The organism is Citrobacter sp. Cpo148 (assembly GCF_030332375.1).
Classification (GTDB): domain Bacteria; phylum Pseudomonadota; class Gammaproteobacteria; order Enterobacterales; family Enterobacteriaceae; genus Citrobacter; species Citrobacter portucalensis.
This window is the reverse complement of sequence record NZ_JAOWHY010000042.1, coordinates 338,817-365,538: the sequence shown is the minus strand read 5'-3', so window position 1 is coordinate 365,538 and position 26,722 is coordinate 338,817. Positions and strand designations below refer to the sequence as shown.

The 26,722-nt window shown below is 50.2% G+C and carries 17 protein-coding genes; 7 read left to right on the top strand and 10 right to left on the bottom strand.

Going from position 1 to position 26,722, the window contains the following annotated elements; all coding sequences use genetic code 11:
* Positions 1-307: 307 nt before the first annotated feature.
* Both OGY10_RS08320 and OGY10_RS08315 read left to right on the top strand, forming a co-directional pair.
* Positions 308-886 (top strand): helix-turn-helix transcriptional regulator, encoded by a 579-nt coding sequence (locus OGY10_RS08320; protein WP_008784033.1) that lies wholly within the window; start codon positions 308-310, stop codon positions 884-886.
* A gap of 196 nt (positions 887-1,082) precedes the next feature.
* Complete coding sequence (locus OGY10_RS08315) at positions 1,083-10,427, top strand: autotransporter outer membrane beta-barrel domain-containing protein (RefSeq protein WP_286576619.1); 9,345 nt, start codon at positions 1,083-1,085, stop codon at positions 10,425-10,427.
* 144 nt (positions 10,428-10,571) lie between these two features.
* Here OGY10_RS08315 and OGY10_RS08310 read toward each other — a convergent pair whose 3' ends face one another.
* The 6 genes from OGY10_RS08310 to rclA all read right to left on the bottom strand — a co-directional run bounded on the left by OGY10_RS08310 (position 10,572) and on the right by rclA (position 15,607).
* Entirely contained in the window at positions 10,572-11,339 is a 768-nt protein-coding gene (locus OGY10_RS08310; RefSeq protein ID WP_003831149.1) for a putative bifunctional diguanylate cyclase/phosphodiesterase, read from the bottom strand.
* 100 nt (positions 11,340-11,439) lie between these two features.
* On the bottom strand, positions 11,440-12,021 hold the full coding sequence (locus tag OGY10_RS08305) for a helix-turn-helix transcriptional regulator (protein WP_003831148.1): 582 nt from the start codon (positions 12,019-12,021) through the stop codon (positions 11,440-11,442).
* 21 nt (positions 12,022-12,042) lie between these two features.
* Complete coding sequence (locus tag OGY10_RS08300; RefSeq protein WP_008784030.1) at positions 12,043-12,738, bottom strand: flagellar brake protein; 696 nt, start codon at positions 12,736-12,738, stop codon at positions 12,043-12,045.
* A 569-nt stretch (positions 12,739-13,307) separates the two neighbouring features.
* Positions 13,308-13,868, bottom strand: coding sequence for a reactive chlorine resistance membrane protein RclC (gene rclC / locus OGY10_RS08295; protein ID WP_008784029.1), 561 nt, complete (start codon positions 13,866-13,868; stop codon positions 13,308-13,310).
* An 11-nt stretch (positions 13,869-13,879) separates the two neighbouring features.
* On the bottom strand, positions 13,880-14,110 hold the full coding sequence (gene rclB, locus OGY10_RS08290) for a reactive chlorine resistance periplasmic protein RclB (RefSeq protein ID WP_048216347.1): 231 nt from the start codon (positions 14,108-14,110) through the stop codon (positions 13,880-13,882).
* Between the two features lie 171 nt (positions 14,111-14,281).
* Positions 14,282-15,607, bottom strand: coding sequence for a reactive chlorine resistance oxidoreductase RclA (gene rclA, locus OGY10_RS08285; protein WP_137377131.1), 1,326 nt, complete (start codon positions 15,605-15,607; stop codon positions 14,282-14,284).
* Between the two features lie 237 nt (positions 15,608-15,844).
* Between rclA and rclR the strand changes: the two genes are divergently transcribed.
* On the top strand, positions 15,845-16,699 hold the full coding sequence (gene rclR, locus OGY10_RS08280) for a reactive chlorine-specific transcriptional regulator RclR (RefSeq protein ID WP_191226291.1): 855 nt from the start codon (positions 15,845-15,847) through the stop codon (positions 16,697-16,699).
* 52 nt (positions 16,700-16,751) lie between these two features.
* On the opposite strand, the gene OGY10_RS08275 is transcribed toward rclR, so the two are convergent.
* The 4 genes from OGY10_RS08275 to OGY10_RS08260 form a co-directional block, all read right to left on the bottom strand.
* Positions 16,752-19,895 carry a CusA/CzcA family heavy metal efflux RND transporter gene (locus tag OGY10_RS08275; protein ID WP_071445813.1) on the bottom strand — a complete coding sequence of 1,048 codons (3,144 nt, stop codon included), beginning with the start codon at positions 19,893-19,895 and terminating at the stop codon, positions 16,752-16,754.
* An 11-nt stretch (positions 19,896-19,906) separates the two neighbouring features.
* Positions 19,907-21,199, bottom strand: a complete 1,293-nt coding sequence (locus OGY10_RS08270) for an efflux RND transporter periplasmic adaptor subunit (protein WP_191226292.1) — start codon at positions 21,197-21,199, stop codon at positions 19,907-19,909.
* Between the two features lie 77 nt (positions 21,200-21,276).
* A complete protein-coding gene (gene cusF / locus OGY10_RS08265; RefSeq protein WP_191226293.1) occupies positions 21,277-21,624 on the bottom strand; it encodes a cation efflux system protein CusF in 348 nt (115 codons plus the stop codon).
* A gap of 32 nt (positions 21,625-21,656) precedes the next feature.
* The gene (locus OGY10_RS08260; RefSeq protein WP_191226294.1) at positions 21,657-23,039 is read right to left on the bottom strand and encodes an efflux transporter outer membrane subunit; all 1,383 of its coding nucleotides are present in this window, start codon (positions 23,037-23,039) and stop codon (positions 21,657-21,659) included.
* A gap of 195 nt (positions 23,040-23,234) precedes the next feature.
* Here OGY10_RS08260 and cusR point away from each other — a divergent pair, with 195 nt between their 5' ends.
* The 4 genes from cusR to OGY10_RS08240 all read left to right on the top strand — a co-directional run bounded on the left by cusR (position 23,235) and on the right by OGY10_RS08240 (position 26,687).
* On the top strand, positions 23,235-23,918 hold the full coding sequence (cusR, locus tag OGY10_RS08255) for a copper response regulator transcription factor CusR (protein ID WP_003831137.1): 684 nt from the start codon (positions 23,235-23,237) through the stop codon (positions 23,916-23,918).
* The gene (locus OGY10_RS08250; protein ID WP_032942607.1) at positions 23,908-25,359 is read left to right on the top strand and encodes a Cu(+)/Ag(+) sensor histidine kinase; all 1,452 of its coding nucleotides are present in this window, start codon (positions 23,908-23,910) and stop codon (positions 25,357-25,359) included. The genes cusR and OGY10_RS08250 overlap by 11 nt, the downstream gene beginning before the upstream one ends.
* A 125-nt stretch (positions 25,360-25,484) precedes the next feature.
* Positions 25,485-25,811, top strand: coding sequence for a PcoE/SilE family metal-binding protein (locus OGY10_RS08245; protein ID WP_191227222.1), 327 nt, complete (start codon positions 25,485-25,487; stop codon positions 25,809-25,811).
* Between the two features lie 372 nt (positions 25,812-26,183).
* Positions 26,184-26,687 carry a hypothetical protein gene (locus OGY10_RS08240; RefSeq protein WP_048235932.1) on the top strand — a complete coding sequence of 168 codons (504 nt, stop codon included), beginning with the start codon at positions 26,184-26,186 and terminating at the stop codon, positions 26,685-26,687.
* The last annotated feature ends 35 nt before the right edge of the window (positions 26,688-26,722 follow it).

The following is a 26,722-nucleotide window of genomic DNA, read 5'->3' as shown; positions in this document are numbered from 1 at the left end:
ACCCTGTCTTTATAGAAACCACTCAATCATTATTCATGCGATTCATAAGCGAAATCTATCAATCATTTACGCAGAGCTGAAATAAACGATTTATCTTAAATTTTAACAAAGTGTAATATCTACTTTAAGAATAGTTAATGATTCTAATAAATACAGAGAATATCTGTTTAATCTGGAATTAATAAGGATACGTTCACAGCACAGAACGTAATACGAGATTTAATTAACATTTCACGCGTCGCAAGAAACTCTTTTTTAACCTACAAAAAGAGGCGGCTGCTTGCACCAAAATTTCAAGGAGATCGTTATGTCAAAGGCTATTTTTTTGGGTGACTCAATTTACCCTTGGCTAGGCATGCGAGAAATCCTACGTGGCTCATCATTATATATTGATATCGCGTATTACTCCTCCCAGACGCTCTCTGCTGTCAAAATGCTTCCTTATGAAACGGATTGCATCATCATTAATCCTGACAAATCAGATTTTTTAAAATATGCCAGGATTATCCGCAACATGGCTTTACGACCTGTCACCAAAATTATTGTTTTGGCAGATGAAGCTACTTTTACTCTTTTTCAAACCGTTTGTGGGAAGAACATGCTGTTTCTTGATCAAGATGCCAGTCTTGATCGGCTACACCATGCCGTTACACGTATCACAAAAAACAATAACCAACAAAATATCAAAGCATTACACAACAAGATCACAGCAAACGAATTCAACGTAATGATGATGCTTGCCCGAGGATGGTCACTGACACAAATCGCCGGGGCATCACAAAAAAGTGAAAAAACCATCGGGGCGTACAAAAGCAATATTGCCAGAAAACTCGGCAAAAATAACACCCGGCTCAAGTACACCATTTCTCACTATAGCCAGCCGTAACTGACTTATTTAAGGACAATTATCACGGTTATTATTTAAAAAAGTTTTCTTTCGACTCGCTTTTTAATTCCGCATCGCACGGAAGGAAACCCTATTCCCAAAAATATATTACCGGGTAGCACATCCGCGTGCCAACCATAGCCAACAACTCAATGTATTAACACATGCATAACAGGAATGTAGACGAGGGTTATATATGAACAAAGTTTACAGCATTATTTGGAACGCGGCGCTCGGTATCTGGGTGGTCGTTTCTGAATTAACCAAAGGAAAGAAAAAAAGCAGCTCGCGTAAAACGGTTGCGGTATTAGCAGCGGGTGCATTAAGCGCTGCTTCAATGCAGGTTTCCGCTGATCCGATTATCGATATCGGTGATCACAATATTTTCACCGACTACCAGGCAGGTATTTCCGTTGGGGATTATGCGGGTATCCACGACTACGGATTCTTATATAAAGATATCACTGCTGGTCAGGCGCTCAATATCAGCGGTGCGATCCCAACGATCAGTCCGGGTCAAAGTGGCGTTGTTGAATCAACGACCATCAGAGAGCTGCTGCAAACCGGCAAAATCACTCTTAAGGCCACCAGCCCTGACCAGAGCGTAAAAACGATTACTAATGCTGAAGAGCTGGCGGAATACCTGACGTACAACCGGTCGTCGACGCCTTCACAGAGCACAGAATTCTCTATTAACGACCCGGCATTTCCTGGTGAGCCGGCATCAATTAAAGTCTTTGATACCCAAGAGTTAAGTAGTTTTCTTACCGAATCACAGATCGGCGATTCGGTATTAAACACCTACGATCCAACGTTGTCTAAAATCTATAAACAATTTGGCATCGCGCTGGCGACAAATGGCTCCATAGCCAATCTGGATATTGGCAACGACACGCTCAATGTCCGTGACAAAGCCAATACTATCGAGTTGCTGGCTAAAGACTCCTCCTTGCTGGAGGCTCAGGACGCAGGTAGCCAGGTTAACTGGCAATCCGATAACTATATAAAATTTAACGCCGCCCCAGTTATCCCTGAAAAAACGTTCGCCGGTTCAGCGCAAACCTCCGTGTTTGGCGATGATGTAACACTCATGTCCTACGGCTATGATGCAGACGGTAAAGTAGTCGAAACGGGTACGCGCACATTTAACATTACCAGCACGCAGGAGCTGGCCGATTTTAACGACTGGCTGTTGGGTAAAAGCAGCGACGCAGCAGAAAACCCTGAAGGGCAAAAGGTCAGCCAACTGCAGTTGTGGCTGGATGTTGAAAACGGTGATATCACAACCGTCACCGCCGCGCAGACAAAATACGCGGAGCTGATTGATGGCTTGATCAACTCCAGCAAGTCTTCAGACGTGCTTACCTGGGATTACGACGTCTGGACCGACGGCTTGTCGCATAGCAATAACGCGACCGCTGGCCGCGGTGAGCTGCATGCTATTTACGCCAACGGTGCAGGCACCTCCGGCACCCTGAACAAAGATGCGATTATTGCCGTTGACGGCAGTATTAACGGTGTCATGAAATCCCTTAATGGCGGGGTTATCACTAACCTTGGCGAGCTGAACGCATTACGCACGTCTACCGGGCAGAGTCTGGCGATTGGCATGCTGGCAAAAGACGCAACGGCAACCAACAACGGGATCATCAACTCCGGGCTGTTTATCGACAAAGACGGCAATCAAAACGTCAACAGCTATGGCGCATTTGGCATGCAGGGGCAAGGCGCCAGCCAGATAGCAAACAACGGCACCATTAACCAGGCGATCACCACCGATAACTTTGGTACCGCGTCGGCAGCAGATCCCTGGAGTAAGGATGAGCCAGATTCTTCGCTGACGCTGGCTATTGGCATGCAACTGTCTGACGAATCGCAAGGCGTCAACAACGGCGATATCAACGTCGTGGACGGGCGCAAAAACGGTGCATCCTTTGCCAAAGGCACCGCTTATGGCGTAGAAGTTGCCGGGAATGCCACTTTCACTAACGCTCAGGATGCCTCAATTTATCTTGGTCGCGACGCAAGCGATCCGTCTAAAGATGTCACGATGGCTGGCGGCTCTAGTCTGAGCGCCGGGATCATGACCAAAAGTGCCAAAGAGGTGATTAACAACGGTCTGATCACGCTGGGAACCGGGATACGCAACGCCGCGGGGATTCTGGTCGGGAATGCCACAGGCAACGTTCTCAATACCGGCAATATCGTGATCAATGGAGGTTCTGACGGGGGCAGCAGTAAAAACTACGGCATCTCCGTACGCGACAGCGGCGCGGAAAATAATCAGGAAATCCGCAACGACGGCAAGATTAACGTAAATGGCACCAACAACGTGGGGATCCACGTTAGCGCCAATAACAAAAATGCCGAAGTCACCACCAGCGCTTCAGGCTCTATCGTGGTGGACGGTGAAGGCGGTGTCGGTAACCGTAACTACGCTATCTGGGCAGAAGGCGGCGCTAACGGCCAGGCTGTGGTCAACGTCTACTCCAACATTACGCTGGATAAAGCCGGTAACATCGGTGTGCACGTACGTGATAACGCCATCGCTAACGTTGACAGTCTGAGTAGCCCGACATTTAACAGCACCGATCAGATTGGTTATTACCTGTTTGGTAAAGGCGCTACCGCCAACATTGGTCAGGCGGTGATGAATGACAATGGTCAGGATCGCACCACCATTTTCCGTATCGCCAATGGCGCATTGCTGGCCGGGAATACCACGCCGCCGAATGGTCAGGCTGGCTCCAACCTTGATCTTACCCTCAGCGGTAAGAATTCCGTGGGCGTTCTCGCCACCGGCGCTGGCAGTAGCGTAGATACCGGTGAAGCTACGTTTACCGTTAAGGGTAGCGACTCAGCGGCGCTGGTTATCGAAGGCGGCGCGAAAGGAACTATCAGCGATAAAACGACCATCAATTTAACCGGCGAAAGAACCGTTGCCGGGGTTGTGGATGGTCAGGCTCACCAGTTGAATGGTGACACGCAGGGTAATCCTACTAGCACCACCCTCACCTCCAACGCGAAGATTACCTCTGAAGCTAGCGGCAATGAGGTTATCGCTTATGTGGCGAGGAATCAGGGCAACCTGATCCTGGATACCAACTCGATTATTGATCTGGCCAGCGTCGACAGCATCGGCGTTGATGTTCAACAAGGCGGGAGCTTAACCAATAACTCCTCCAGCGCCCTGCATGTCAGCAACGGCATCGGTGTTAGGGCTTCAGGTGCCAGCGCACAGATCAATACACTGGGCAAAGTTCAGGTTGATGATGGTACTGCCGGGGTTCTGCTCACCCAAGGAGCCAGCCTGCTGATTAACGGTATTTCTGGCGACAGTATTACTACCGATGGCACCGCTGACGGTATTCGTCTGGCCGAAGGCGCTGGCGCTCTGTCCGCGCAAAATGTGGAGATCAGTGCAAAGGGTGACGGTGCTGGCATTCAAAACGATGCTAACAATAACAATATCCTGTTACGAAACGTCACCATAAACTCCAACGATGGCGCAGGCATCCGCACCAGCGTGGCGTTGACCATGACCGATAAAGACAGCGCTGGAAATATCCTCAACGTCAACGGGAAAGGTACCGGCTTTGCCTTTGAAAAACGCGATGGCAGCTCGGTATCGGGCGATCTGACCATCGGCAAAGGCTACACCATTGAGGTGCTGAACAGCGAAGGCAGCGGTATCCGCGCTAATACCAACGGTAATGTCACCACCAATGCCGACATTAACGTGCATAACGACGCAGGCGGTTCGGCGATCATCGCGAAAAACGTCAGCGCCTTGACCAACAGCGGCAAGATTATCTCTGCCAGCACCACCTCACCGGTTATTGACGCCAGCGGCGACAGCAGTAAAACCATTACCAACACGGGAACCCTGCAGGCCATCAACGACACGGCCGTGGCCATTCAGTCCGGCAAAGGCAATGACACCATTGATATCAGCGGCGGTGTAACCAGCGGCGTAATCAATACCGGCGAAGGTGCGGACATCTTTAACTGGCGTAGTGGCTCCTATGCGGGTGAAGTGAATTTCGCCGGTACTGGCGGTAACAATAAAGCCAACATCGGCAATGTGACGCTGGATAAAACACGCCACATCACTACTGAAGCTGGTAGCGGCAACGCCCTCACCTTCACCGATACAAAAGGTGCGAAGATTGGTACGCTGGCGAGCGACAATCTGACCACTGGCACCAACATCGGCACCGGCTGGGATTCGCTGACCATCAGCGGCTCAAACGCGGATGTCCGCGTCGTAGAAAACCTGACACTGGCAAGCAAAACCATTGCCGTAAACAATGGCGCAACCCTGAGCACCGGCGACCACGTCGAGCCGACCAGTACTGCAGCAAGCATTGGCGATTACAATGTTACGACCCAGGGCACAGGCAGCCGGGTTATCTTCGATACCCAGGGGGATGCTTCAGCGGCGCAAATTTATCGCGGTATCATCAGCGGTGACGGGAAGTTCGAACGTGCGGCGGGCGGTACCACGATCTTCACAGCTAACAATACCTACACCGGCTCTACCACTATCGCTCAAACCGGTACGCTGCAGTTGGGTGACGGCGGAAATACAGGCGAAGTCAGCGCCGTGTCAGACATTATCGACAACGGCATATTGGCGATTAATCGCGCCAACACCGTGCTTCTCAACGGCGTGATCTCAGGTATTGGCGCGCTACAGCAAATCGGCGGCGGCATTACCCGTCTGAACGGCAACAACACCTATACCGGCGACACCACCGTTACCAACGGCACGCTGCTGGTGAATGGCGATCAAAGCGCGGCACGCGGTGCCACCACCGTTAGCGGCACGTCCACACTTGGCGGTAATGGCACTATCGGCGGCAACGTGCTGATGAACGATGCCACGACCCTCAGCGCCGGTGACGGTGGTGCGGGTACGTTATCCATTAACGGTAATCTGCAGCTTGGTAGCAAAACGACTTCCGCTTTCGAACTGGGTCAGGCCTATACGCCAGGCGGCGCGCTAAACGATCTGATTAACGTCGCGGGCGATCTGCAACTGGACGGGACTCTGGATGTCACCACTTCACAGGGCGGTAACTTCGGACCGGGCGTGTACCGTATCTATAACTACGGCGGCACGCTGGATAACCAGACGCTGGAATTAGGCGCAATACCGGACAGTCAGGATAAGAGCAATATTTTTGTCCAGACCTCTATCGACAAACAGGTCAACCTGGTGAACGCCAACGGCGTTACCCTGCAGTTCTGGGACGGCGCAACCGTCAATCAGAGCCACGGCGCGTCGGGCATTGAAGGCGACAGCAAAATTGACGGTGGCGATGGCAAATGGATGGCAATCGGCAGCCAGGGTGATAACAACTGGACCACCGCAACCGGTGAAGGTAACGCCCCTTGGGCACAGAAGTCCTTCGCCGTCTTCACCACCAAAGGCGGTACAGTTACCGTGGACAACGCCGCGGGAGAAGTTAACTTCTCCGGAGCACAGTTTGATGCCGATGGCTATGTCGTTAAAGGCGATGCGCTTAACGCGTATGCCACCACTGAAAACGCGACCCACGCAGGCCAGACGCCGGGAACAGGCGAACTGCTGCTGCGCGTTGGCGCCGGTGGCGCGGGGCAAAACTATACCGCGACCATTGAGTCTGTTATCCGCGAAGCCAGTACTGCTGACAAGCTGACGCTGGTGAAAACCGACCTTGGCCGTCTGATCCTCAGCGGCGATAACGAGTATCGCGGCGGCACGCGCATTGATGGCGGCACGTTGCAGATCTCCTCCGACAGCAATCTCGGCCAGAGCGGAACTGACCTGGCAATCAATAACGGTTCAACGCTGCAACTGGGCGCGGACCTGACCAGCAATCGCACCATCGAGCTGGGAGCGAATGAGAACGCAGCGGTGTTCGATCTCAATTCGCACCACTTCACGCCAACCGGTGAGATTACTGGCGACGGTAAACTGAAAGTCACCAGCAGCTCTAGCGATGCGGGCAGCACCTTGTCGCTCGACCGCGCAAACAGCTACAAAGGCGACACAGAAATTGCCGGTACCGGAAACACCAACAATGTGACGGTCAACGTCAGCAAAACCGGAGCCTTTGGCAGTAACGAAAGCAGCACCGTGAATGTCAATAAGGGCGCGACGCTCAATGTCAGCGGGACAGATACCAGCCTGAAATCCCTGACCATGAACATCGCCGACAGCCTGTTAACGCTGGCAGATAACGTCACCGCAGCGAGCGCAATGCTGAACCTGACGGGCACGGCGAAAGCGGTGTTAACCAACAACGCCACCGCGGGCAACGCGACGGTTAACGTGTCAAAAGACAGTACTCTGGCGCTGGAAGAAGACGCCAGCGGCGGCAATGCCACCGTGAACAACAGCGGACTGATGACCTTCGCTGACCAGGCGATGGCAGAAAATACCGTCGTTAAAAACCTGGCGGGCGGTAAGGTCGATATCAGCGCAGTCGACAGCGCAACATCGATCGGCTCCTTGTCCGGTGCGGGTAATGTCGAACTGGGCAATAAAGAGCTGTCGCTGGGTAATCTGCATCTTGATGACACCATCAGCGGCATTATCAGCGGCAACGACGGCAGCCTGGTGAAAATCGGTGACGGTACGTTAACGCTGACCGGCGACAATACTTACACCGGCACCACGGACGTCAATGAAGGCGTGCTGCTGGTCAACGGTAATCAGTCTGCGGCTACCGGCCAGGTGACAGTGAAATCCGGGGCAACGCTCGGCGGTAACGGGATTATTGGCGGCGCGGTTGATGTGCTGGACGACGCTCATATTACCGCAGGTGCGGCCATCAACAGCGTGGGTAAACTGACTACCGGTTCGCTGACGCTCAGTGATAACGCACAGCTGGATTATCAGTTTGGTCAGGCTTACACCCCGGGCGGTGCTTTCAACGACTTGATTGATGTAAATGGCGATCTGACGCTCGACGGTAAGCTCAACATTGAAACCTCACCGGGCGGCAGCTTTGATGTCGGCGTCTATCGCGTCATCAACTACACCGGCACATTGACCAACAATGTGATGGATATTGCTAACGCGCCGGAAGCGGCTGACAGCCTGTACGTGCAGACATCGGTGAAAAATCAGGTCAACCTGGTCAACCACGCAGGACTAACGCTGCGCTTCTGGGACGGCACCGGCGGTGAGAATGGCGAGCTGAAAAACAACGGCGTCATCAACGGCGGCGACGGTATCTGGCAATCCAGCCAGGGTAACGACAACTGGACTACCGATGAATCAACGCCGGAAGGCGCGCTGAACGCACCGTTTACCGATGCCGCGTTTGCCGTCTTCCAGGGTGAAGCAGGCAACGTGACCGTCGATAACAGCAAAGGCGACGTCATCATCAGCGGCGCGCAGTTCGCCACCGATGGTTATCGCGTGGGTGGCGAAGCCATTACCACCGATACGGCCAACACCCTGATTCGCGTTGGCGATGGCACAGTAGACGGCGCCAACTACACCGCGACTATCGACAGCGTTATCCGCGGTACCGGCGGCCTGAATAAAGGCGATCTCGGTACCCTCATCCTCACGGGCGACAACACCTACAGCGGCGGAACGACCATCACCTCCGGGACGCTGCAGGTAGCGGGCGATACCAACCTGGGTGCGGCAGATACGGGAATTACCTTTAATGGCGGTACGCTGAAGTATGGCGAAGCGTTTGATACTGCCCGTCAGGTGACGCTGGAATCCGGCGGCGGGACATTCGACACCAACGGGCATGACGTTTCTCTGCTGACTGAAGTCGAAGGTAACGGTCAACTGACCAAAACCGGTAAAGGCTCCCTCACCCTGACGCTGGATAACACCTACACCGGTGGCACCACCATCGAACAAGGCGTTTTACAGCTGGGTAACGGCGGTGATATCGGCAGCATTCAGGGGGATGTCGTTGATAACGGCGTACTCAACGTCAATCGTGGCGATACCCTGGCGTTGACCGGCAATATCAGTGGTAAAGGCCAGTTGCATCAGACCGGTAGCGGCATTACCGAGCTGCAAGGTGAAAACAGCTACAGCGGCGCGACGTTGATCGCCAACGGCGTGTTGCAAGCGGGTAATGCCAACACCCTGAGTAGCGCATCGCACCACTATGTGGTCGCAGACACCACGTTGAACACTCAGGGTTACAACCAAACGGTAGCGGGCCTGAGCAACGGTGGCGATGTCTCGCTCATCGGTCAGCAGACTGGCACAACCTTAACCGTCAAAGGGGATTACACCGGCGAAAAAGGGACTATCAACATGGCGGCTATCCAGAATGGTAGCGGCGCAGGCATTGCCGACCGTCTGATTATCGATGGCGGTAAAGCCAGCGGTAGCACGCTGCTGGATGTCGATGGTTCTGGTCTCGGCGCGCCGACCATTGGGGATGGTATCGAAGTGGTGACAGCGCTCAATGGCGCAACCACCACCGCACAAACGTCGCGGGATGCCTTCCATCTTGCCGCCGATCGTATGGCTGCAGGTGCGTTTGAGTACCAACTGCATGCGGGTAATGCTCAGGGCCAGGGTGAAAACTGGTATCTGAGAAGTGAATACCGTCCAGAAACCATGCTGTATTCTGGCCTCGCCAGCGTCGTACGTCAGGGTGATCTTAGCCTGTTGGGTAACATGCACCAACGTATGGGTGACGAGGTTAAACCGGGCATTGATGAAGACAATCGCGCGTGGGCAAGAATGATTGGCTACTCCGGTAAAACCAAACTGGATGACGCGGCCGGTACGCAAACCAGCTCCCATACCATGGGCATTCAGGTCGGCGTTGATATGTATGCTAACGAAAGCTGGAAAGCCGGGATGTATACCAGCATCCTTGATATCGACAGCAACGTGAAAGGCACGAAGACAGGCAGCGATGGCAAAGGCGGTAACATCGACGACAACGCATTTTACGTCGGCGGATATGCTACCTGGTTCTCGGGTGACGGTATGTATGTTGATAACGTCCTGCAGTACGGTAACCATAAATCCCGCCTGGAGGCGACCGGTAACAACGGCTCGTATACGGTCAGAGGCAACACGCTGACGGCGTCGACAGAGGTAGGTAAATCGTTCCGTTTAGGTGCCAGCGCATGGAGTCTGGAACCTCAGGCTCAGTTGATCTACCAGTACAGCGACTTTGATAACAGCACGCTGGATGGTGTGACCCCAACGAAAGTGAAAATGGATACTGCGGATTCCTTTACCGCGCGTCTGGGCGTGCGTCTGGTCGCTGACTATGACACCAACCATGGCAAATTCCAGCCGTATGGCAGGGTAAACGTCTGGCAGGGTCTGGGTTCAAAAGACAAAACGCACTTTACCAATGCGGTAGCCACCACCACGCTGGAATCTTCACAGCAGTACTCCAGCACTGAAGTTGCAGCCGGCCTGTCATGGTCCATCGACAGAAACCTGCAGGTCTACGGTGAGCTGGGTACGCAATTCAGCAACGGCGGCAGTAAATCGCAGGTAGAAGCGCCGGTCAATGCCTCTATCGGCTTTAAGAAATCGTTCTAAGCTGACATAAACTCACCAGCCCCCTGTTCTGCAGGGGGCTTTTTTTTGCCGTTCAAAGCCGCCTGATGCGCTACGCTTATCAGGCCTACAGACTTAACAGCAACGCGGAACAACCAAGGGGTTGGGAAACGTGAAAAGGAGGGATTAACGATTATATTGTGCTAAGAGTGAAGGGATCTCTTCTGCCAGCACCGGGGGAGAAATGAAAAAGCCTTGAATTTTGTCACAACCAATCTGCATCAACCGCTCCAGCTGGGACTGGGTTTCCACCCCTTCGGCAAGAACTTCAATGCCAAAATTATGCGCCAGTGAAATAATACCCTCAACAATCTTCGTTGATCGGGTGTCGGGCTCAATACCGGTGACAAATTCCTTATCAATTTTTAAAGTGTCAAAAGGATATTTCAACAGGTAATTAAGATTAGCATGGCCGGTTCCAAAATCATCAAGTGCAAGCTTGACCCCTATCGCCTTTAATTCCGTCATATTTTTAGCCGCAATCTGGCTGTCACACAGCGGTGACGTTTCCGTGACCTCTATTTGGCATCGATGGACCGGCAGTCCGGAAGTGGCAAGATTTTGTCTGACGCGTTGGGGTAGCAGAGGATCGCAGAATTCAAGCGCGGAAATATTGACGGATAATACAATGGGGTCAGGCCAGGAAGTTGCAACATCCCACGGAGAGTGAGTAACCATATCTTCAATGGAAATAATATTGCCGCTATCTTCCAGTAAGGTAATAAAAACATCGGGAGAGATCATACCCATCTGAGGACTATTCCAACGCATTAATGCTTCAAATCCGCTTATACGCTGGGCATGCAAATTGAAAATAGGCTGATAAACCATATAAAGTTGACTGGTATTCAAAGCCTTTTCAAGCGCAGTTAGCACCTCATTGGAATTAAACATTCCCCTCTCCCTCTACAAATCATAAAATTAAAAACCAGTCAAAATCACTCCCAAATTGTATCTACTATTAGGTGTATTACATCAGAAAAGAATGGTCAGGTTAGGGTAAAAAAGACATACGATGGGTAAATCTGACAATTAACTTATTTAAATCAGAGGTATTGGTCAGGCCAAGTTTGGCGACGACTCTCATCTTATGTGCCTGAATCGTTTTATAGTTCAGGCTAACTAACTCAGAAATTTCTTTGGCTGTATAACCACTTACCAGTAAGTTCAGGATCTGCTGTTCTCTTTCGGTTAATCTCTTCTGCGAACGATACAGTCGGGGGTTCCATTTCCCGACTGATAATTTCGCCAATTGACCAAAATCGCGCAGTGAAGATTTTTCAGTCAAAACTATTGTTTTTTCGACATATAATAACTCTACGCATAATTTCGCCACCAAACTATCAGCAACAATCACCACGACGTTATTATAAAATTTGAATCGGTTTTTATTCAAAAACTGAACAATGTCTGAACACGCTTGTTCATTATCAATGATATTAAAAACCATGGTTTGATGCTGGCATAATGATGACTGATGCAACATATCCTCAAACTGGAATGTTTGTATCGGTACATGTTTGCTGGTCAGGTAGGCAAACATACCATTGCCCACAAAATTATCACTGCCACACATCAACATCCTGTTCACCGTTCCTTATAAGCTTCTAATCTTGTTACTCATTAAAAATTTAATAATGATTTTCTCGACTTCAGTCTCTTCACGACGATTTTTAAAGTCGAACTCACATGAGATCTGATGACAGGAATACAACTGGTTATCCTCATCAAATTCATTGATCGGGACGACATCGATCACTTTTAAGTCCAGTTGTAAACTGCCAAAGGTATCGAAATCCAGAGATGCATTTTTAATCACCGCATCTTTATAAAGAAAACGGGCGTTTACATCTTTAACGATTAACGCACAACCACCCTGCGAGATATTTTTAATCTTGAGAGAGTAGTTTTCTCCATTTTTGTAACGACCAAAACAGAAAAAGTCATAACCCTTCAGGAATGAAAAACGCTGATTTTGTCTCTGCTGGGCAAAGAAAATCATATCCGGGATGAAGTAGGATAATCCTGCTTCCGCACCTGCTGACGAGGTTTGTTCGAACCTGGCACTAAATTTTACAATCCCGCTTTCACTGTGCAGGATAAAGTATTGGACCTTTTCAGGAACAATGTCTCCGTGTCCGGAGATGACAAACCGTTCGAAATCAATCTTCTCTAACTGCGTGATAACGCTACTGTCTCCACACAGGATTTCCAGTTTCGTTTTCTTATGAAGCTCTTCACGAAGGATAGCGATGATTTCAAACTTGTCTTCCTTTGCTAAGCCAAAGCTCATTCTAAAACCCTTATTTCCATATTTAAGATATGTCCCGCCTTTGGTTACTCACAAAACGCGAGATCAGCATCCACCCCTGGTGCTTAATTACCATAGTGGATTCCATGTCAAACAGTTGGTTAAAAATTAAGTTTTTAACTATCTTTAGTCAGTTATTGATACGTAAAAACATTTAATCAGGATTAATTCTAGCTCAAGCCAGGCCTAAAACCACGCGAACTTGCGTACTGGCTATAACAAAAGCGAATAACAAAATTTTTAAAATGAGGTTTTGAGATAACAAATAGCAAGAATTGTACAGAAAAAAATAAAGCAATCATGATGGAGGGGTTACGCAACATGCGGGTTGGCGTGCTATCGCGGGGGATAAGAGAAGATGTTTACTGCACTCTATCATTAACTAAAATATAGCCCTGACTCGTTATGCTTCTAAATTGAATAATTGCAATTTATATATGCTTAATAAATTTACCTTAAGTCAGAAAAAAAGCCAGCATCCTGCTGGCCCGGTAAGTACCGAATCGAACTATAGTGGCTTGCTATCTTACAGAGGGCACAACGTTAAAAATTCAATACCGCTGCTTAATTATTGATCGGGATGAATCTGCGATAATCATCACTGCTCCCGCCAACATTAACGTATCTTTTAACACCAACCGCCCAGCGCCTGACAAGTACGGAAATCCGTGGTGTAAATCACCCAGCGGCATTACCCATGCTTCTGGAGTGGTTATTAAAAATGATAAGGTAACAATTGGTGTGGCAAATGCCAGAACGCCGCCAATTAATCCCAACCAACGGCTAACAGGATTAGCCAGCACCAGCAAAGCGATAAGAACTTCGACTACGCCCAGGCCATTTGAGAACGTATACGTGTTATTCGCTGTCTGCCATTCACGAGCCTGTGGTTTGAATTCACCTTCGTGGGTTAAATGTTGTTTGTATTCTTCTGGATGCTCATAAAAAAATGACATTACCGGACTATTGGCGACAAACGGCGTAATGCTGTCGGCTTCGTAAGGTACAAATTTTAATAAACCAATCCAGATAAAAACAATCGCGATACTCAGGCGAATCAAGGTTAATCCAACTCTATCGCCTTTGCCCAATATACGAAGATACTTTTCCATCCCGGCTCTCCTCACTTGTACAAAATTGCCGTTGCGTGAGTGCTGCTATCAATGCGCATTGAGGTAATTTTCCAGGAAGTCGCATTCTTTTCCTGCGCCAGTTTCGCAATGGCATCTTCCACCACGGAAGGAGAGCCAGACACGGCTGATACGCTAACGTGGGCAACCTCGGTTTGCGCTAACGCGGAAAATGTCACCGGAGCAGTCAGTAACGCAGTCATTAGTAACGTAGTTTTAAGCATGTTCATTTCTATTTCCATTAACGAGTTATTTCAGTGGGAATATAATAAAACATGTCACTTTATTTTATTTCATCCGTAACGCCAGAATAACTGTCAATTAGTATCAGGAATATAAAAACAAATAAAAAAAAGCCCCACACGGGTGGGGCAAATATGCAGACTACGCTATTATCATTTTATGAGAGAAAAGAGATCGTTTAATGATTCGCTCATACTTGGATGGGTAAATATCTGGTCACGCAATGTGGTATAAGGTAACCCCGCATCCATAACCGTCTTGATGATATTAATCATTTCATGAGAATCCACGCACAGCAGCGACACGCCTAATATTTGTTTCGTTTCGCTATCCACCACCGCTTTAAGAACACCACGCGTATCATTCATCACACGTGCACGCGGGATAGCCGCTACCGGCAACGTCACGACTTGCACCGCCGCACCACTGGCGCGAGCCTGTTCTTCAGTCATTCCGACGCGGGAAAGCGGCGGCGTCATAAAGACGGAATACGGTACGTTTTGGCGATCGCCCGTGTTACGTAACCCCTCGCCTAGCAGGTTGTCACGCACAATACGGAAGTCATCCAGTGAGATATAGGTAAATTGTAATCCACCAGTGACATCGCCCATTGCCCAAATGTTATCTGCCGATGTACGCAAATATTTATTCACAACAATGGCACCACGATCGTTTACATCCACACCCGCTTTCTGCAATTGCAGGTTTTCTGTCGCCGGTTTGCGACCTGATGCTACCAACAGCGCATCCACCGTCTGGGCACCCTCCGGCATGTGCAGCTGTACTGCACCATCATGAGAGGAGACCGACTGCACGTTGGCATTGAGGATCAGCTCGACGCCTTTGTCGCGTAAAATGTTGGCGATAGCGTCAGCAATATCCCGGTCTTCACGAGGCAAAAACTGCGGAGCTGCTTCATAAATAGTGACTTTGCTACCAAAGTTGGCAAACATCGATGCGAATTCAACGCCGATATACCCACCGCCCAAAATGCCCAGACGCTCTGGACGTTGCGTCAAATTCAACAGCCCGGTGCTGTCAAATACGCCAGGTGTCGTGGTTAATCCCTCAACGTTTGGAATCGTTGACTGGGCGCCAGTATTAATAAAGATTTTCTCGCCGCTCAGCTCAATCTCGCCTGTTGACTGCACGACTCGCACAGTATGGTTATCAACGAATTCAGCACGACCTTCAATCACATCCACGTTTTCCAGATCGGCAAGATTATGGAAATTTTTATCGCGCAGAAAACTGACAACAGAGGCCTTGCGTTGCATTGCTTCGGCAAAGTCATGCTGAAGTTCAGCATCATGTACCAGGGTTTTGGTTGGGATACAGCCGATGTTGATGCATGTCCCGCCATACATGGTGTTTGACTGTTCAATAATCGCTACCCGCCAACCCGTTTTGGCCAGTGTTGCCGCCAGCGTTTTACCCGCTTTGCCAAATCCAATAATAATCGCCTGATACTGATTCATGCTGTCTCTCCGCCAAGTCACTGTTCGTTTAATGAAATGAAGTATAGGTCTAACTCTGCCAGAACAATGTATCCACAACTCGCAGATAACTGTCAGATCGTCTAAATTAGCCTTAAAGATGACTAACATTTCGAGAATGAATTATTACACTAACACTTTGAAGGTATTAATATAATAATGAAATAAAGAGATAATATCGTTTCAATAAACGACAACAAAAAATGTTCAGGAGTCTCCATGGATGCCCTTAGCCGATTACTGATGCTTAACGACCCACAAGGCTCAATTGACAAAAACTGCCTACTGAGCAGGGACTGGCAACTGCCGCACGCAGCAGGTGAATTGTCCATTATCCGCTGGCATACGGTCACACAAGGGGCAGCCCAACTGGACATGCCCGATGGAACATCTTTTACTCTGCGGCCCGGTACTATCGTGATCCTGCCGCAAAACTCCGCACATCGGCTCTGCCAGTCTGGCGATGAACAAACACACATTGTTTGTGGCAGCCTTCGATTGCACGCTTCCTCACGCTATTTTTTAACTGCGTTACCGGAAGTATTGGTTCTGGCACCTGATGAAAATAGCCCTGTCAGCCAATGGCTCAAGGCCATGATTGCGTTGATGCAACAGGAATCCATGAGTTCTCTGCCAGGTTCCAGTGTAGTCTGCAGTCAACAATGCGCCACACTGTTCGCCTTAGCCGTTCGCGAATGGTTAACCAAGGCGACCCCCGTTCAAAACGTGTTGAATCTACTGCTTCATCCCAAACTAGGGGCTGTCGTCTTCATGATGCTGGAGTCACCGGCATTTGCCTGGACCGTCGAAGAATTGGCGAAACGTGCGCATATGTCGCGGGCCAGCTTCGCGCAGCTATTTCGTGAAGTCTCAAACTCCACGCCGCTCGCAGTATTAACCACATTACGCCTGCAATTCGCTGCCCAGATGCTGTCTCGCGGGTCGCAGCCATTGGTTGTGGTGGCCGAGTCGGTGGGCTACGCCAGCGAATCGTCATTCCATAAAGTCTTTTTAAGGGAATTTGGCTGCACGCCGGGTGAGTACCGCAAACGCGTGAAGGCACTGGAGGTATAACGCGGCGCCTGCTTCGGCAACAAATCCGAATGCAGGCGCGCGCTTTAGAGCATTATTTTTGACCGCGGTGTCTGTGCAGCCACATCAGCTTATACGCAGCCGGAATAATGAATAGCGACAGCAATGGTGCGGTGATCATACCGCCAATCATCGGCGCTGCGATGCGGCTCATGACTTCTGAGCCAGCTCCCGTCCCCCACAAGATAGGTAACAGACCCGCGATAATCACCGCCACGGTCATCGCTTTTGGGCGCACGCGCAGCACGGCACCGTGATATAACGCTTCATCCAGCTTGTCCGCCGTAAAGGTTTGCGGATTTTCCAGCGCGGGTTCGGCTTCAATAGCGTGGCGCAAGTACATCAGCATCACCACGCCAAACTCCGCTGCAACACCTGCCAGGGCGATAAATCCGGTTCCGGTTGCGACCGACATATGGAAACCCATCCAGTAAAGGAACCAGATGCCGCCCACCAGCGCAAAAGGCACACTGGTGATAATCAGCAGCGCTTCGCCAAAGCGACGGAAGGCCAGATAAAGCAAGACGAAGATAATCATCAGCGTCATTGGCACCATCAACTTGAGCTTATGGCTGGCGCGCTCAAGCAGCTCGAATTGCCCCGAAAACGCCACGCTGGTCCCAGGCTTTAACTGGACCTTTTCAGCAATAGCCTTTTTCAGATCGTTTACCACTGAGACCATGTCACGATCTCGGGCGTCGATGTAAATCCAACTGGTTGGTCGCGCATCTTCGGTTTTCAGCATCGAAGGCCCCGAAACCACCGTCACATCGGCGACATCCGCCAGCGTAATTTGCTGTTTCATGGGCGTCAGAATCGGCAGATTACGCAATGCTTCCGGGCTATCACGATAGCTCTGCGCATAGCGCAGGTTGATAGGATAGCGTGCAATCCCTTCCACCGTTTCGCCCACCATTGCCCCTCCTACCGCTGAAGTGACAAACAGCTGCACAGCACCTACGGTCATGCCGTACCGGGCCGCTTTTTCACGATTGATATCTACGTTGAGATAGCGTCCGCCCACCAGACGCTCGGCCAGCGCCGAAGAGACACCCGGCACGGTTCTGGCCACCTCTTCAATTTGCTCCGCCGTGGCGTCGATATCTGCCAGAACATTACCCGACACCTTAATGCCAATTGGGCTTTTGATCCCCGTAGAGAGCATGTCGATACGGTTACGAATCGGCGGAACCCACAGATTCGCCAGCCCCGGCAAGCGTACGGTTTTGTCCAGCTCGGCGATGATTTTGTCCATCGTCATCCCCGGACGCCACTGGTCCTGCGGCTTCAGTTGGATCGTCGTTTCAACCATTTCCAGCGGCGCGGAGTCTGTTGCGGTTTCTGCCTTACCGGTTTTACCAAACACGCGCGCCACTTCCGGAACGGTCATGATCAGCTTGTCGGTTTTCTGCAGCATATCCGCTGCCTGCGCCGCTGAGATCCCCGGCAATGTCGAAGGCATATACAGCAGATCGCCTTCGTTAATCTGCGGCAGGAATTCACCACCGACTTTATTCAGCGGGTAGACAACCGTCAGTATTGAAAGCACCGCCACCAGAATGGTGGTCTTGGGCCAGTGCAACACCTTCAGCAACAACGGATGGTAAATACGGATCAGAAAACGGTTAAGCGGGTTGCTACTTTCGGCCGGTATTTTTCCACGGATCCAGAATCCCATCAGGATCGGAATAACCACAATCGCCAGAAATGCCGCGCCTGCCATGGCATACGTTTTGGTGAACGCCAGCGGGCCGAACAGTCGCCCCTCTTGCCCCTCAAGCGTGAAAATGGGGATAAACGACAACGTGATGATCAACAGGCTGATGAACAACGCCGGGCCGACTTCTACCGAGGCGTCAGTAATAACCTTCCAGCGCGTTGCGTTATCGAGCTTTTCATTCGGATGCTGATGCCCCCACTCTTCCAGCCGCTTATGGGCGTTTTCAATCATCACGATTGCGGCATCAACCATCGCCCCGACGGCAATGGCAATTCCCCCTAGCGACATGATGTTGGCGTTCAAACCCTGGAAATGCATCACGATAAACGCGATACACAGCCCCAGCGGCAGGGAAATAATCGCCACCAGCGCCGAACGCAGATGCCACAGGAACAGTGCGCACACCAGCGCCACGACGATAAACTCTTCCAGCAGCTTGTAGCTGAGGTTATCAATGGCGCGATCGATGAGCTGACTGCGATCGTATGTTGTAACTACCTCTACGCCTTCCGGCAGGCTGCTTTTCAGCGTGTCGAGTTTGGCTTTAACGGCAGAGATCACCTCACGCGCATTTTTACCGGAACGCAGGATAACCACCCCGCCCGCGACTTCGCCTTCGCCATTCAGTTCGGCGATCCCACGGCGCATTTCCGGTCCAATCTGTACGCGCGCCACATCGCGCAGGTAAACAGGTACACCGTCGGCCCCTGTTTTCAGGACGATGTTATTAAAATCATCGAGCGTTTGCAGATATCCACTGGCGCGGACCATATATTCCGCTTCAGCCATCTCAACAGATGAGCCGCCCGCTTCCTGATTCGACGTATCCAGCGCCGATTTCACGTCCGCCAGGCTGATGCCATATTGCGTCAGCTTCATCGGATCGATAACGACCTGATACTGTTTAACCACGCCGCCTACCGAAGCTACTTCCGCCACGTTAGGAATCGTTTTTAACTCATACTTTAAAAACCAGTCCTGAAGAGAGCGTAATTCCGCCAGATCATGTTTCCCACTGCGATCCACCAGCGCGTACTCAAATATCCAGCCGACGCCCGTGGCGTCCGGTCCCATTTCCGCGCTAACGCCAGCCGGTAATTTTCCCTGAACCTGGTTGAGATACTCCAGTACGCGCGAGCGCGCCCAGTAAGGATCGGTACCATCTTCGAAAATGACGTACACGTAGGAATCACCAAACTGCGAGAAACCGCGCACGGTTTTCGCGCCGGGTACCGACAGCATGGTGGTGGTCAGCGGGTAGGTCACCTGATTTTCAACAATTTGCGGCGCCTGCCCCGGATAGCTGGTTTTGACGATCACCTGAACATCAGAGAGATCGGGCAGCGCATCAACCGGCGTATTGATGATGGTCCAGGTTCCCCAGACGCTAAGAAACAGCGCCCCCATCATCACCAGAAAACGGTTTGCCACCGAACGACGGATAATCCATTCAATCATTTATCATGTCCTCAGTGTGAATGGGTCGCCTGGGCTGGCATGGCGGCTGCGTCTTGCGCCTTACTGTTCTGGGCGCGCATACGGTCCAGTGCGCCAGAGATATTCGCTTCGGAATCAATCAGGAACAGGCCACTGGACACCACTTTTTCGCCTTCGGTCAGGCCGGAGCGGATAGCCGTCAGCCCCTGGGATTCATGGAATACCGCAACCTGTTTCGGCACAAATCGGCCTTCGTTATCAACGGTGATGACCCGCTGCTCGGTACCCGTATCAATCAGTGCTTTAGACGGGATCAGCAGCATTGGCTCGCTTTGTGTTTTCAGTTGCAGGTAAGCATTCATCCCGGGCTTGAGCGCCTCGTCGGGGTTATCGACCTGTAAACGGAGCTGGAGCGTACGCGTGGTAGCATCAACGCTTGGTAAGATACTCCACTTGCTGATGGTGAAAGGCTTATCCGGCCAGGCGGGCACGGTGATGGTAAATTGCGAGGCATCTTTAATCAGCCAGGCGATAGATTCCGGGACCGACGCGCTAACCCATACCGGGTCCATACCCTGAATTTTCGCGACCACATTGTCTTTGGAAATGTTCATACCGGTACGCAAATCGAATGCGGTGATCACCCCATCGATAGGCGCTTTCAGGGTAAAGCGAGTCTGAATTTTACGAGTCGATTTTAAGCGCTGGATATCTGCTTCAGGCATTCCAGCCAGACGTAATCTCTCCAGAATCCCTTCCACCTGCGTCGCGCTACCGCCCGTTTCCCGCAGCAATAAATATTCGCTCTGCGCCTCAACCCAATCAGGAATAGTCAGGTCGATCAGCGGCGAACCCTTCTTAATTTTGTCCCCCACGGTCAGCGGGTAAACCTTCTCGATAAAGCCCGCAGAGCGTGCCTGGACAATAACAAACTGGTATTCGTTATAACTAACGTTGGCCGGGAACGTTTGCGCGTAGTGCAGTGGTCCACGACGCACTGGCTCTGTTTTCAGCCCCAGGTTCTGGGTCTGTGTAGGATCGATGCGCACGCCAGGCGATGACGCGTTCGCGGTCTCTTCATCGGCATATTTCGGGATCAGATCCATATCCATAAACGGCGATTTACCCGGTTTATCAAAGCGCGTGTTCGGATACATGGGGTCATACCAGAACAACACTTTTCTGGCTTCTTTTTGCTGAACTGGCCCGGCTACAGACGATATTTTTACCGATGAATAATAAGTATAAACACCGACAGAAATAATCCCGCCGGCAATCATGCTACCGAGAATAAGCGCGGTATTTTTAATATTTAAAGACGCCATAGTGATTTCCATTGCGCGATAGTCTCACCCGCGTTCGCAAAAAACTCGGGCAAGAATAAAAGAGACCAGCGAGAACGTTATTTACTGATGTGAATATCGCGTAACACAGAGAGATTTCCCTGCTGAACAAACGTAAACGCGACCTTATCGCCTGGCTTAATATCATCAGCCTTCGTATCAGCAACCAGCGTAAAGCGCATCGTCATGGCCGGCCAGTTCACCGCTGGAATAGGGTCATGCTTAATCGTGATTTTTTTACTCTCCGTATCAACAGCTTCAATCACCCCGTTAGCGCTAATGAGTTGTTCCTGTTGAGCCGCTGGCTGCATATTCATCATCTCGCCATGCTGATTTTCATTGGCCTGGGCGTTAAACATAACCACAGAGAAAAGGCTAAACAGTACGGCTTTGGCGGTAGTATTCATACATCATGCTCCTGAAAAGTTAATATTAAGGATTACTCCACCCAACCGCCGCCTAAGGCAGCAAACAGTTTAATTTCATTAACCTGTTGGGCGTAATTAAGATCGAGCAGCGATTGCCGCGTAGCGAATAAAGAACGTTCTGCGTCTAATACTTCGATATAGCTAACTGCGCCATTCTGATAAAGCGCTCTGGCGCGCTGTAGTGTGATTTGCAATGAATCCAGATAACGCTGCTGCCCACTAATTTGATCGGCAATGCTTTGGCGTAACACCAGTGCATCCGCCACTTCTTTAAACGCGTTCTGAATTTTTTGTTCGTAATTAACTACTGACTGTTGCTGGCGAATTTCTGCCAGGTCGAGATTGGACTGATTACGTCCGGCGTTGAAGATTGGAATATCTATTTTGGGGACAAAATTCCACATGCCGCTGGAGGCATTAAATAAATTGGAAAGATCGCTACTGCTACTGGACACGGAACTGGTCAACGTTATCGACGGAAAAAATGCCGCCCGCGCAGCACCGATATTGGCATTTGCCGCCAATAATCCGTGCTCAGCTTCCATAATATCCGGGCGCTGCAACAGTATTTGCGACGAAAGCGATGGCGGCAGCGTTACCGGTTTAAGATCCCCACGGCTGCGCGCCTGGTCATCAGGTAATTTCCCGTATGTACCCAGCAACAGTTGCAGCGCGTTATTGGCCTGTGCCAACTCACCTTTACGCTTGGCAATTTCGCTACGCGTACTTTCAATCACGCCGCGCGCTTGTTCCAACGCCAGTACGTTGGTGCTACCGGTTATCAGTTGCTTCTCTACAAAAGCGTAAGAGCGCTGATAGTTTTGCAGCGTTTCTTCGGCAACTTGCAACTGCGCGTAAGCCAGACGCTGGTTGAAATAGCTTTGCGACACGTTGGAAATTAATAAGATATGCACCGCCCGACGCGCCTCTTCGCTGGCGAAGAAGTTCTGCCGTTCGGCTTCACTCATATTTTTAAGCCGCCCAAAGAAATCCAGGTCGAAACTGAGATTGAGTCCAGCTTCGAATTCACGATCGGTGCTGCTATCACCTTTTAATTTACCGCTGTAGGTACCGCTGGAGCCTGCCGTGATTTGCGGATAACGGTCAGCGTTCGTGACGCCATACTGCGCTCGCGCTTCCTGAACCTTCAGCGTCGCCATGCGTAAATCGCGGTTATTGATCAGCGCCTCACCAATCAACGCCTTCACCTGGTCGTCAACAAAAAAGGTTCGCCACCCCGTGTCCTGGTATTCACCAGGAGCCGACACCAGGGAATTCTGGCTTAAAGAAAATTGCTGTGGCACCGGCAAGGCCGGGCGCTGATAGTCCGGCGCCAATGAACAACCAGCGAGCACGAATATAGCGCTGAGAGTAAGAAGCTTAAATTTGCTCATAGTTCTTCTCGTCCTGACCGGACTGATGTCCCTAAAATAAGTAGGAATTTATAGTCTTGTACTTTAACGAAGTGACTCTGTTTAACCGGTGACAGGAAAATGACAAAACTGTCATTTTCCCAATAACAGATTGCTATCCGATCCCGCTTCCCTAGAATTGAAAGTCCGCACAACCAGTGCGAGAAGGAGAATGCGATGAAGGTTTTGATAGTCGAAGATGAGAAAAAAACCGGTGAATACCTGACGAAAGGCCTGACGGAAGCGGGTTTTGTTGTGGATTTGGCGGATAACGGCCTGAACGGGTATCACCTGGCGATGACCGGCGATTACGATCTGCTCATACTCGACATCATGCTGCCGGATGTAAACGGCTGGGATATCGTGCGGATGCTGCGTTCCGCCAACAAAGGAATGCCCATTCTTCTCCTCACCGCACTGGGTACCATTGAACATCGGGTTAAAGGTCTGGAATTAGGTGCTGATGATTACCTGGTTAAACCGTTTGCCTTCGCCGAACTGCTGGCACGGGTCAGAACGCTGCTGCGCCGGGGCGCTGCGGTGATTGTTGAAAGCCAGTTTCAGGTCGCGGATTTAATGGTCGATCTGGTCAGCAGGAAAGTCACCCGCAGCGGTACGCGCATCACCCTGACCAGCAAAGAGTTTACGCTGCTTGAGTTTTTCCTGCGCCATCAGGGGGAAGTTTTACCCCGCTCACTGATCGCCTCCCAGGTCTGGGATATGAATTTTGACAGCGATACTAATGCCATCGACGTCGCCGTTAAGCGTCTGCGCGCCAAAATTGATAACGATTTTGAGCCGAAACTGATTCAGACCGTGCGCGGTGTGGGATATATGCTTGAGGTTCCTGATGACCAGTAAACGATGGCGGCGCCCTTTTTCACTGGCGACACGACTGACCTTTTTTATCAGCCTGGCGACAATTGCTTCATTTTTCGCCTTTGCATGGATAATGATCCACTCCGTGAAAGTCCACTTCGCCGAGCAGGACATCAACGATTTACAAGAGATTAGCGCCACATTGGAGAGGATTATTAACCAACCCAACGAGCCAGAATCACGCCGCCTGGAAACGCTAAAAAATGTGGTGGCGGGTTATTCGAACGTCATTATTTCTCTGGAAGATAACAACCAAAAGGCCATTTTCCATTCGCCCAATGCGCCGGATCTCCGGCAGTTTATCGCCAGTGCAAGGCCGGATAAAAATGCTCATGCCAGCGATGTTTTTATTATCTCAGGCCCCACACTGCAAACCTCCAAACATATCCACGGACAGAAAACATCGTCTAACTGGCGAATGATTCGCCTGCCGGTAGGACAACTTGCCGATGGAAAACCAGCGTATACGCTGTATCTGGCATTATCGATCGACTTTCATCTGCACTATATTAACGATCTGAAAAACAAGCTGATTATGACAGCATCGCTGATTAGCATGATGATTGTTTTTATCGTGTTGTTCGCCGTATACAAAGGTCATGAACCGATTCGTAACGTCAGTCGTCGCATCCAAAATATCACCTCGAAAGATCTCGATGTACGCCTCGATCCGCAAGCTGTTCCTATTGAACTGGAACAACTGGTGAGTTCGTTTAATCATATGATCGAACGCATCGAAGACGTATTTAAACGCCAGTCGAACTTCTCAGCGGATATTGCCCATGAGATCCGCACGCCAATAACTAACCTCGTCACCCAAACGGAGATTGCACTCAGCCAGACCCGCAGCCAAAAAGAGCTGGAAGATGTGCTGTATTCCAATCTCGAAGAGTTTGGCCGTATGTCGAAGATGGTGAGTGATATGCTGTTTCTGGCGCAGGCGGATAACAATCAGCTGATCCCAGAAAAAAAAGCGCTCAATCTGGCTGATGAGGTCGGTAAAGTGTTCGACTTTTTCGAAGCCTGGGCTGAAGAGCGTGAGGTTGGTTTACGGTTTGAAGGACGCGCATGCTGGGTTTCAGGCGACCCATTAATGTTACGCCGGGCAATGAGTAATCTGCTGTCAAATGCCATGCGCTATACGCCAAAAGGCGAGTCGGTAACCGTGCGGGTGAAAGAGGCGGATGGCCAGGTGCAGATAGTCGTTGAGAATCCCGGAAACCCCATTCCCCCGCAACATCTTCCGCGACTCTTTGACCGCTTTTATCGAGTGGACCCTTCACGACAGCGTAAGGGCGAAGGCAGCGGCATTGGTCTGGCGATTGTGAAATCAATTGTGACTGCCCATCAAGGAAAAGTCTCGGTGACTTCCGACCCTCATGCCACTCGCTTTATTCTGACGCTACCCAAGCACGCGATTTAATTTATGGTGATGACGCTTATACCCGTCATCACCTGTTGTCTGACACAACCGTCATAATCCTGTCACGCCACTGACAGCCCCTATTAATTATACTTTCTTCCGTAAACCCAAACAGGAGAAATATGATGAATAAGATGTCCTCTTTTTTAGCTATCGCGTTTTTTATTTCAGCTGGCGTTAATGCGGCAGAAACACCAAAAATGCATCAGCAGGCCGCAATGGCTCATGAAATGATGAATAACAGCGACGCTCCTGCACATCAACAAATGGCACAAGCACACGCCGCGCAAGCAAATAATTCATCGTCAACACCAACCAATGCGCAATCATTTTCACAAATGAATGAACATGAAAAAGCGATGGTTGTTCACCAATCGGTAAACAACGGCCATTCATTTGCTCATGAGGTACAGGCCGAGCAGCACCGCGCGCAGATCTCCACTCAGGGGTAAAGACGAACTATATTGACAACGACATCCATAAATACGCGAAGTTTGAATATTGTGGACTACTCTCCCCACGCGGGCCTGTTTATATACAAGCCCGCGTCCCACTTCATCGTTAATGTCAATATTAATAATTCATTAAATCCTTCTTCTAAAAGTAAATGTATCTTAGCTCTCTACCCGGATTGTATAAAATAAGTAAATAAACAGCTTATTATGTTGCGTATTACAGCATTCACCACCCCACCCTAATTATAAATTAGGATTCCCCCTGGTATGCTTCATTAATATTTAATGGGAGACTGCCGTCGTCGTAAACATGACAGTCAAAAAGTTCGCATTCCTATAAATAAATTTAATGATGATAGTGAGTAAAAAATGAATAAACGTCTGCTAACCCTCCTGGTCCTTGGCCTGACAACTGCCACAACAGCATGTGCAATTACCCCGGCAATGCAGAAAAAGTATGAACGTTCAGGTTGTACGCAGATGAGTGAACTCAATGGCTGCGATGTGAATAAATCCTATCAGTGGAACCGCGATCATGGCTTTATTGAGAACAGTAACGGCCAGCAGAATCGTCATCATCATGGTGAAAAACAGCAAAATACCACTAACACGGATAACCACGATAATGCCGGTATTGATGGCAAATTCAGCGGAAATTACGTAGCCAAATTTGCCAGTGGTCAACGCAGCGTTGATATTCACGTCGAAGATTCCGGCGTTTACGTCAATGGTAATGAAGTGCGTGACGTAAATACCTATAAGGATACGATGACCTTCCGTGTCGGCTATGCCACCTATACGATTAAAACAAATGGTCACGGTAGCTGGAATGACAGCGATGCAGGAAACGCAGGCAAAATTGTGCGTGAATAACGGATAACGCTAAAGAGCGCTGCGATCACAGCGCT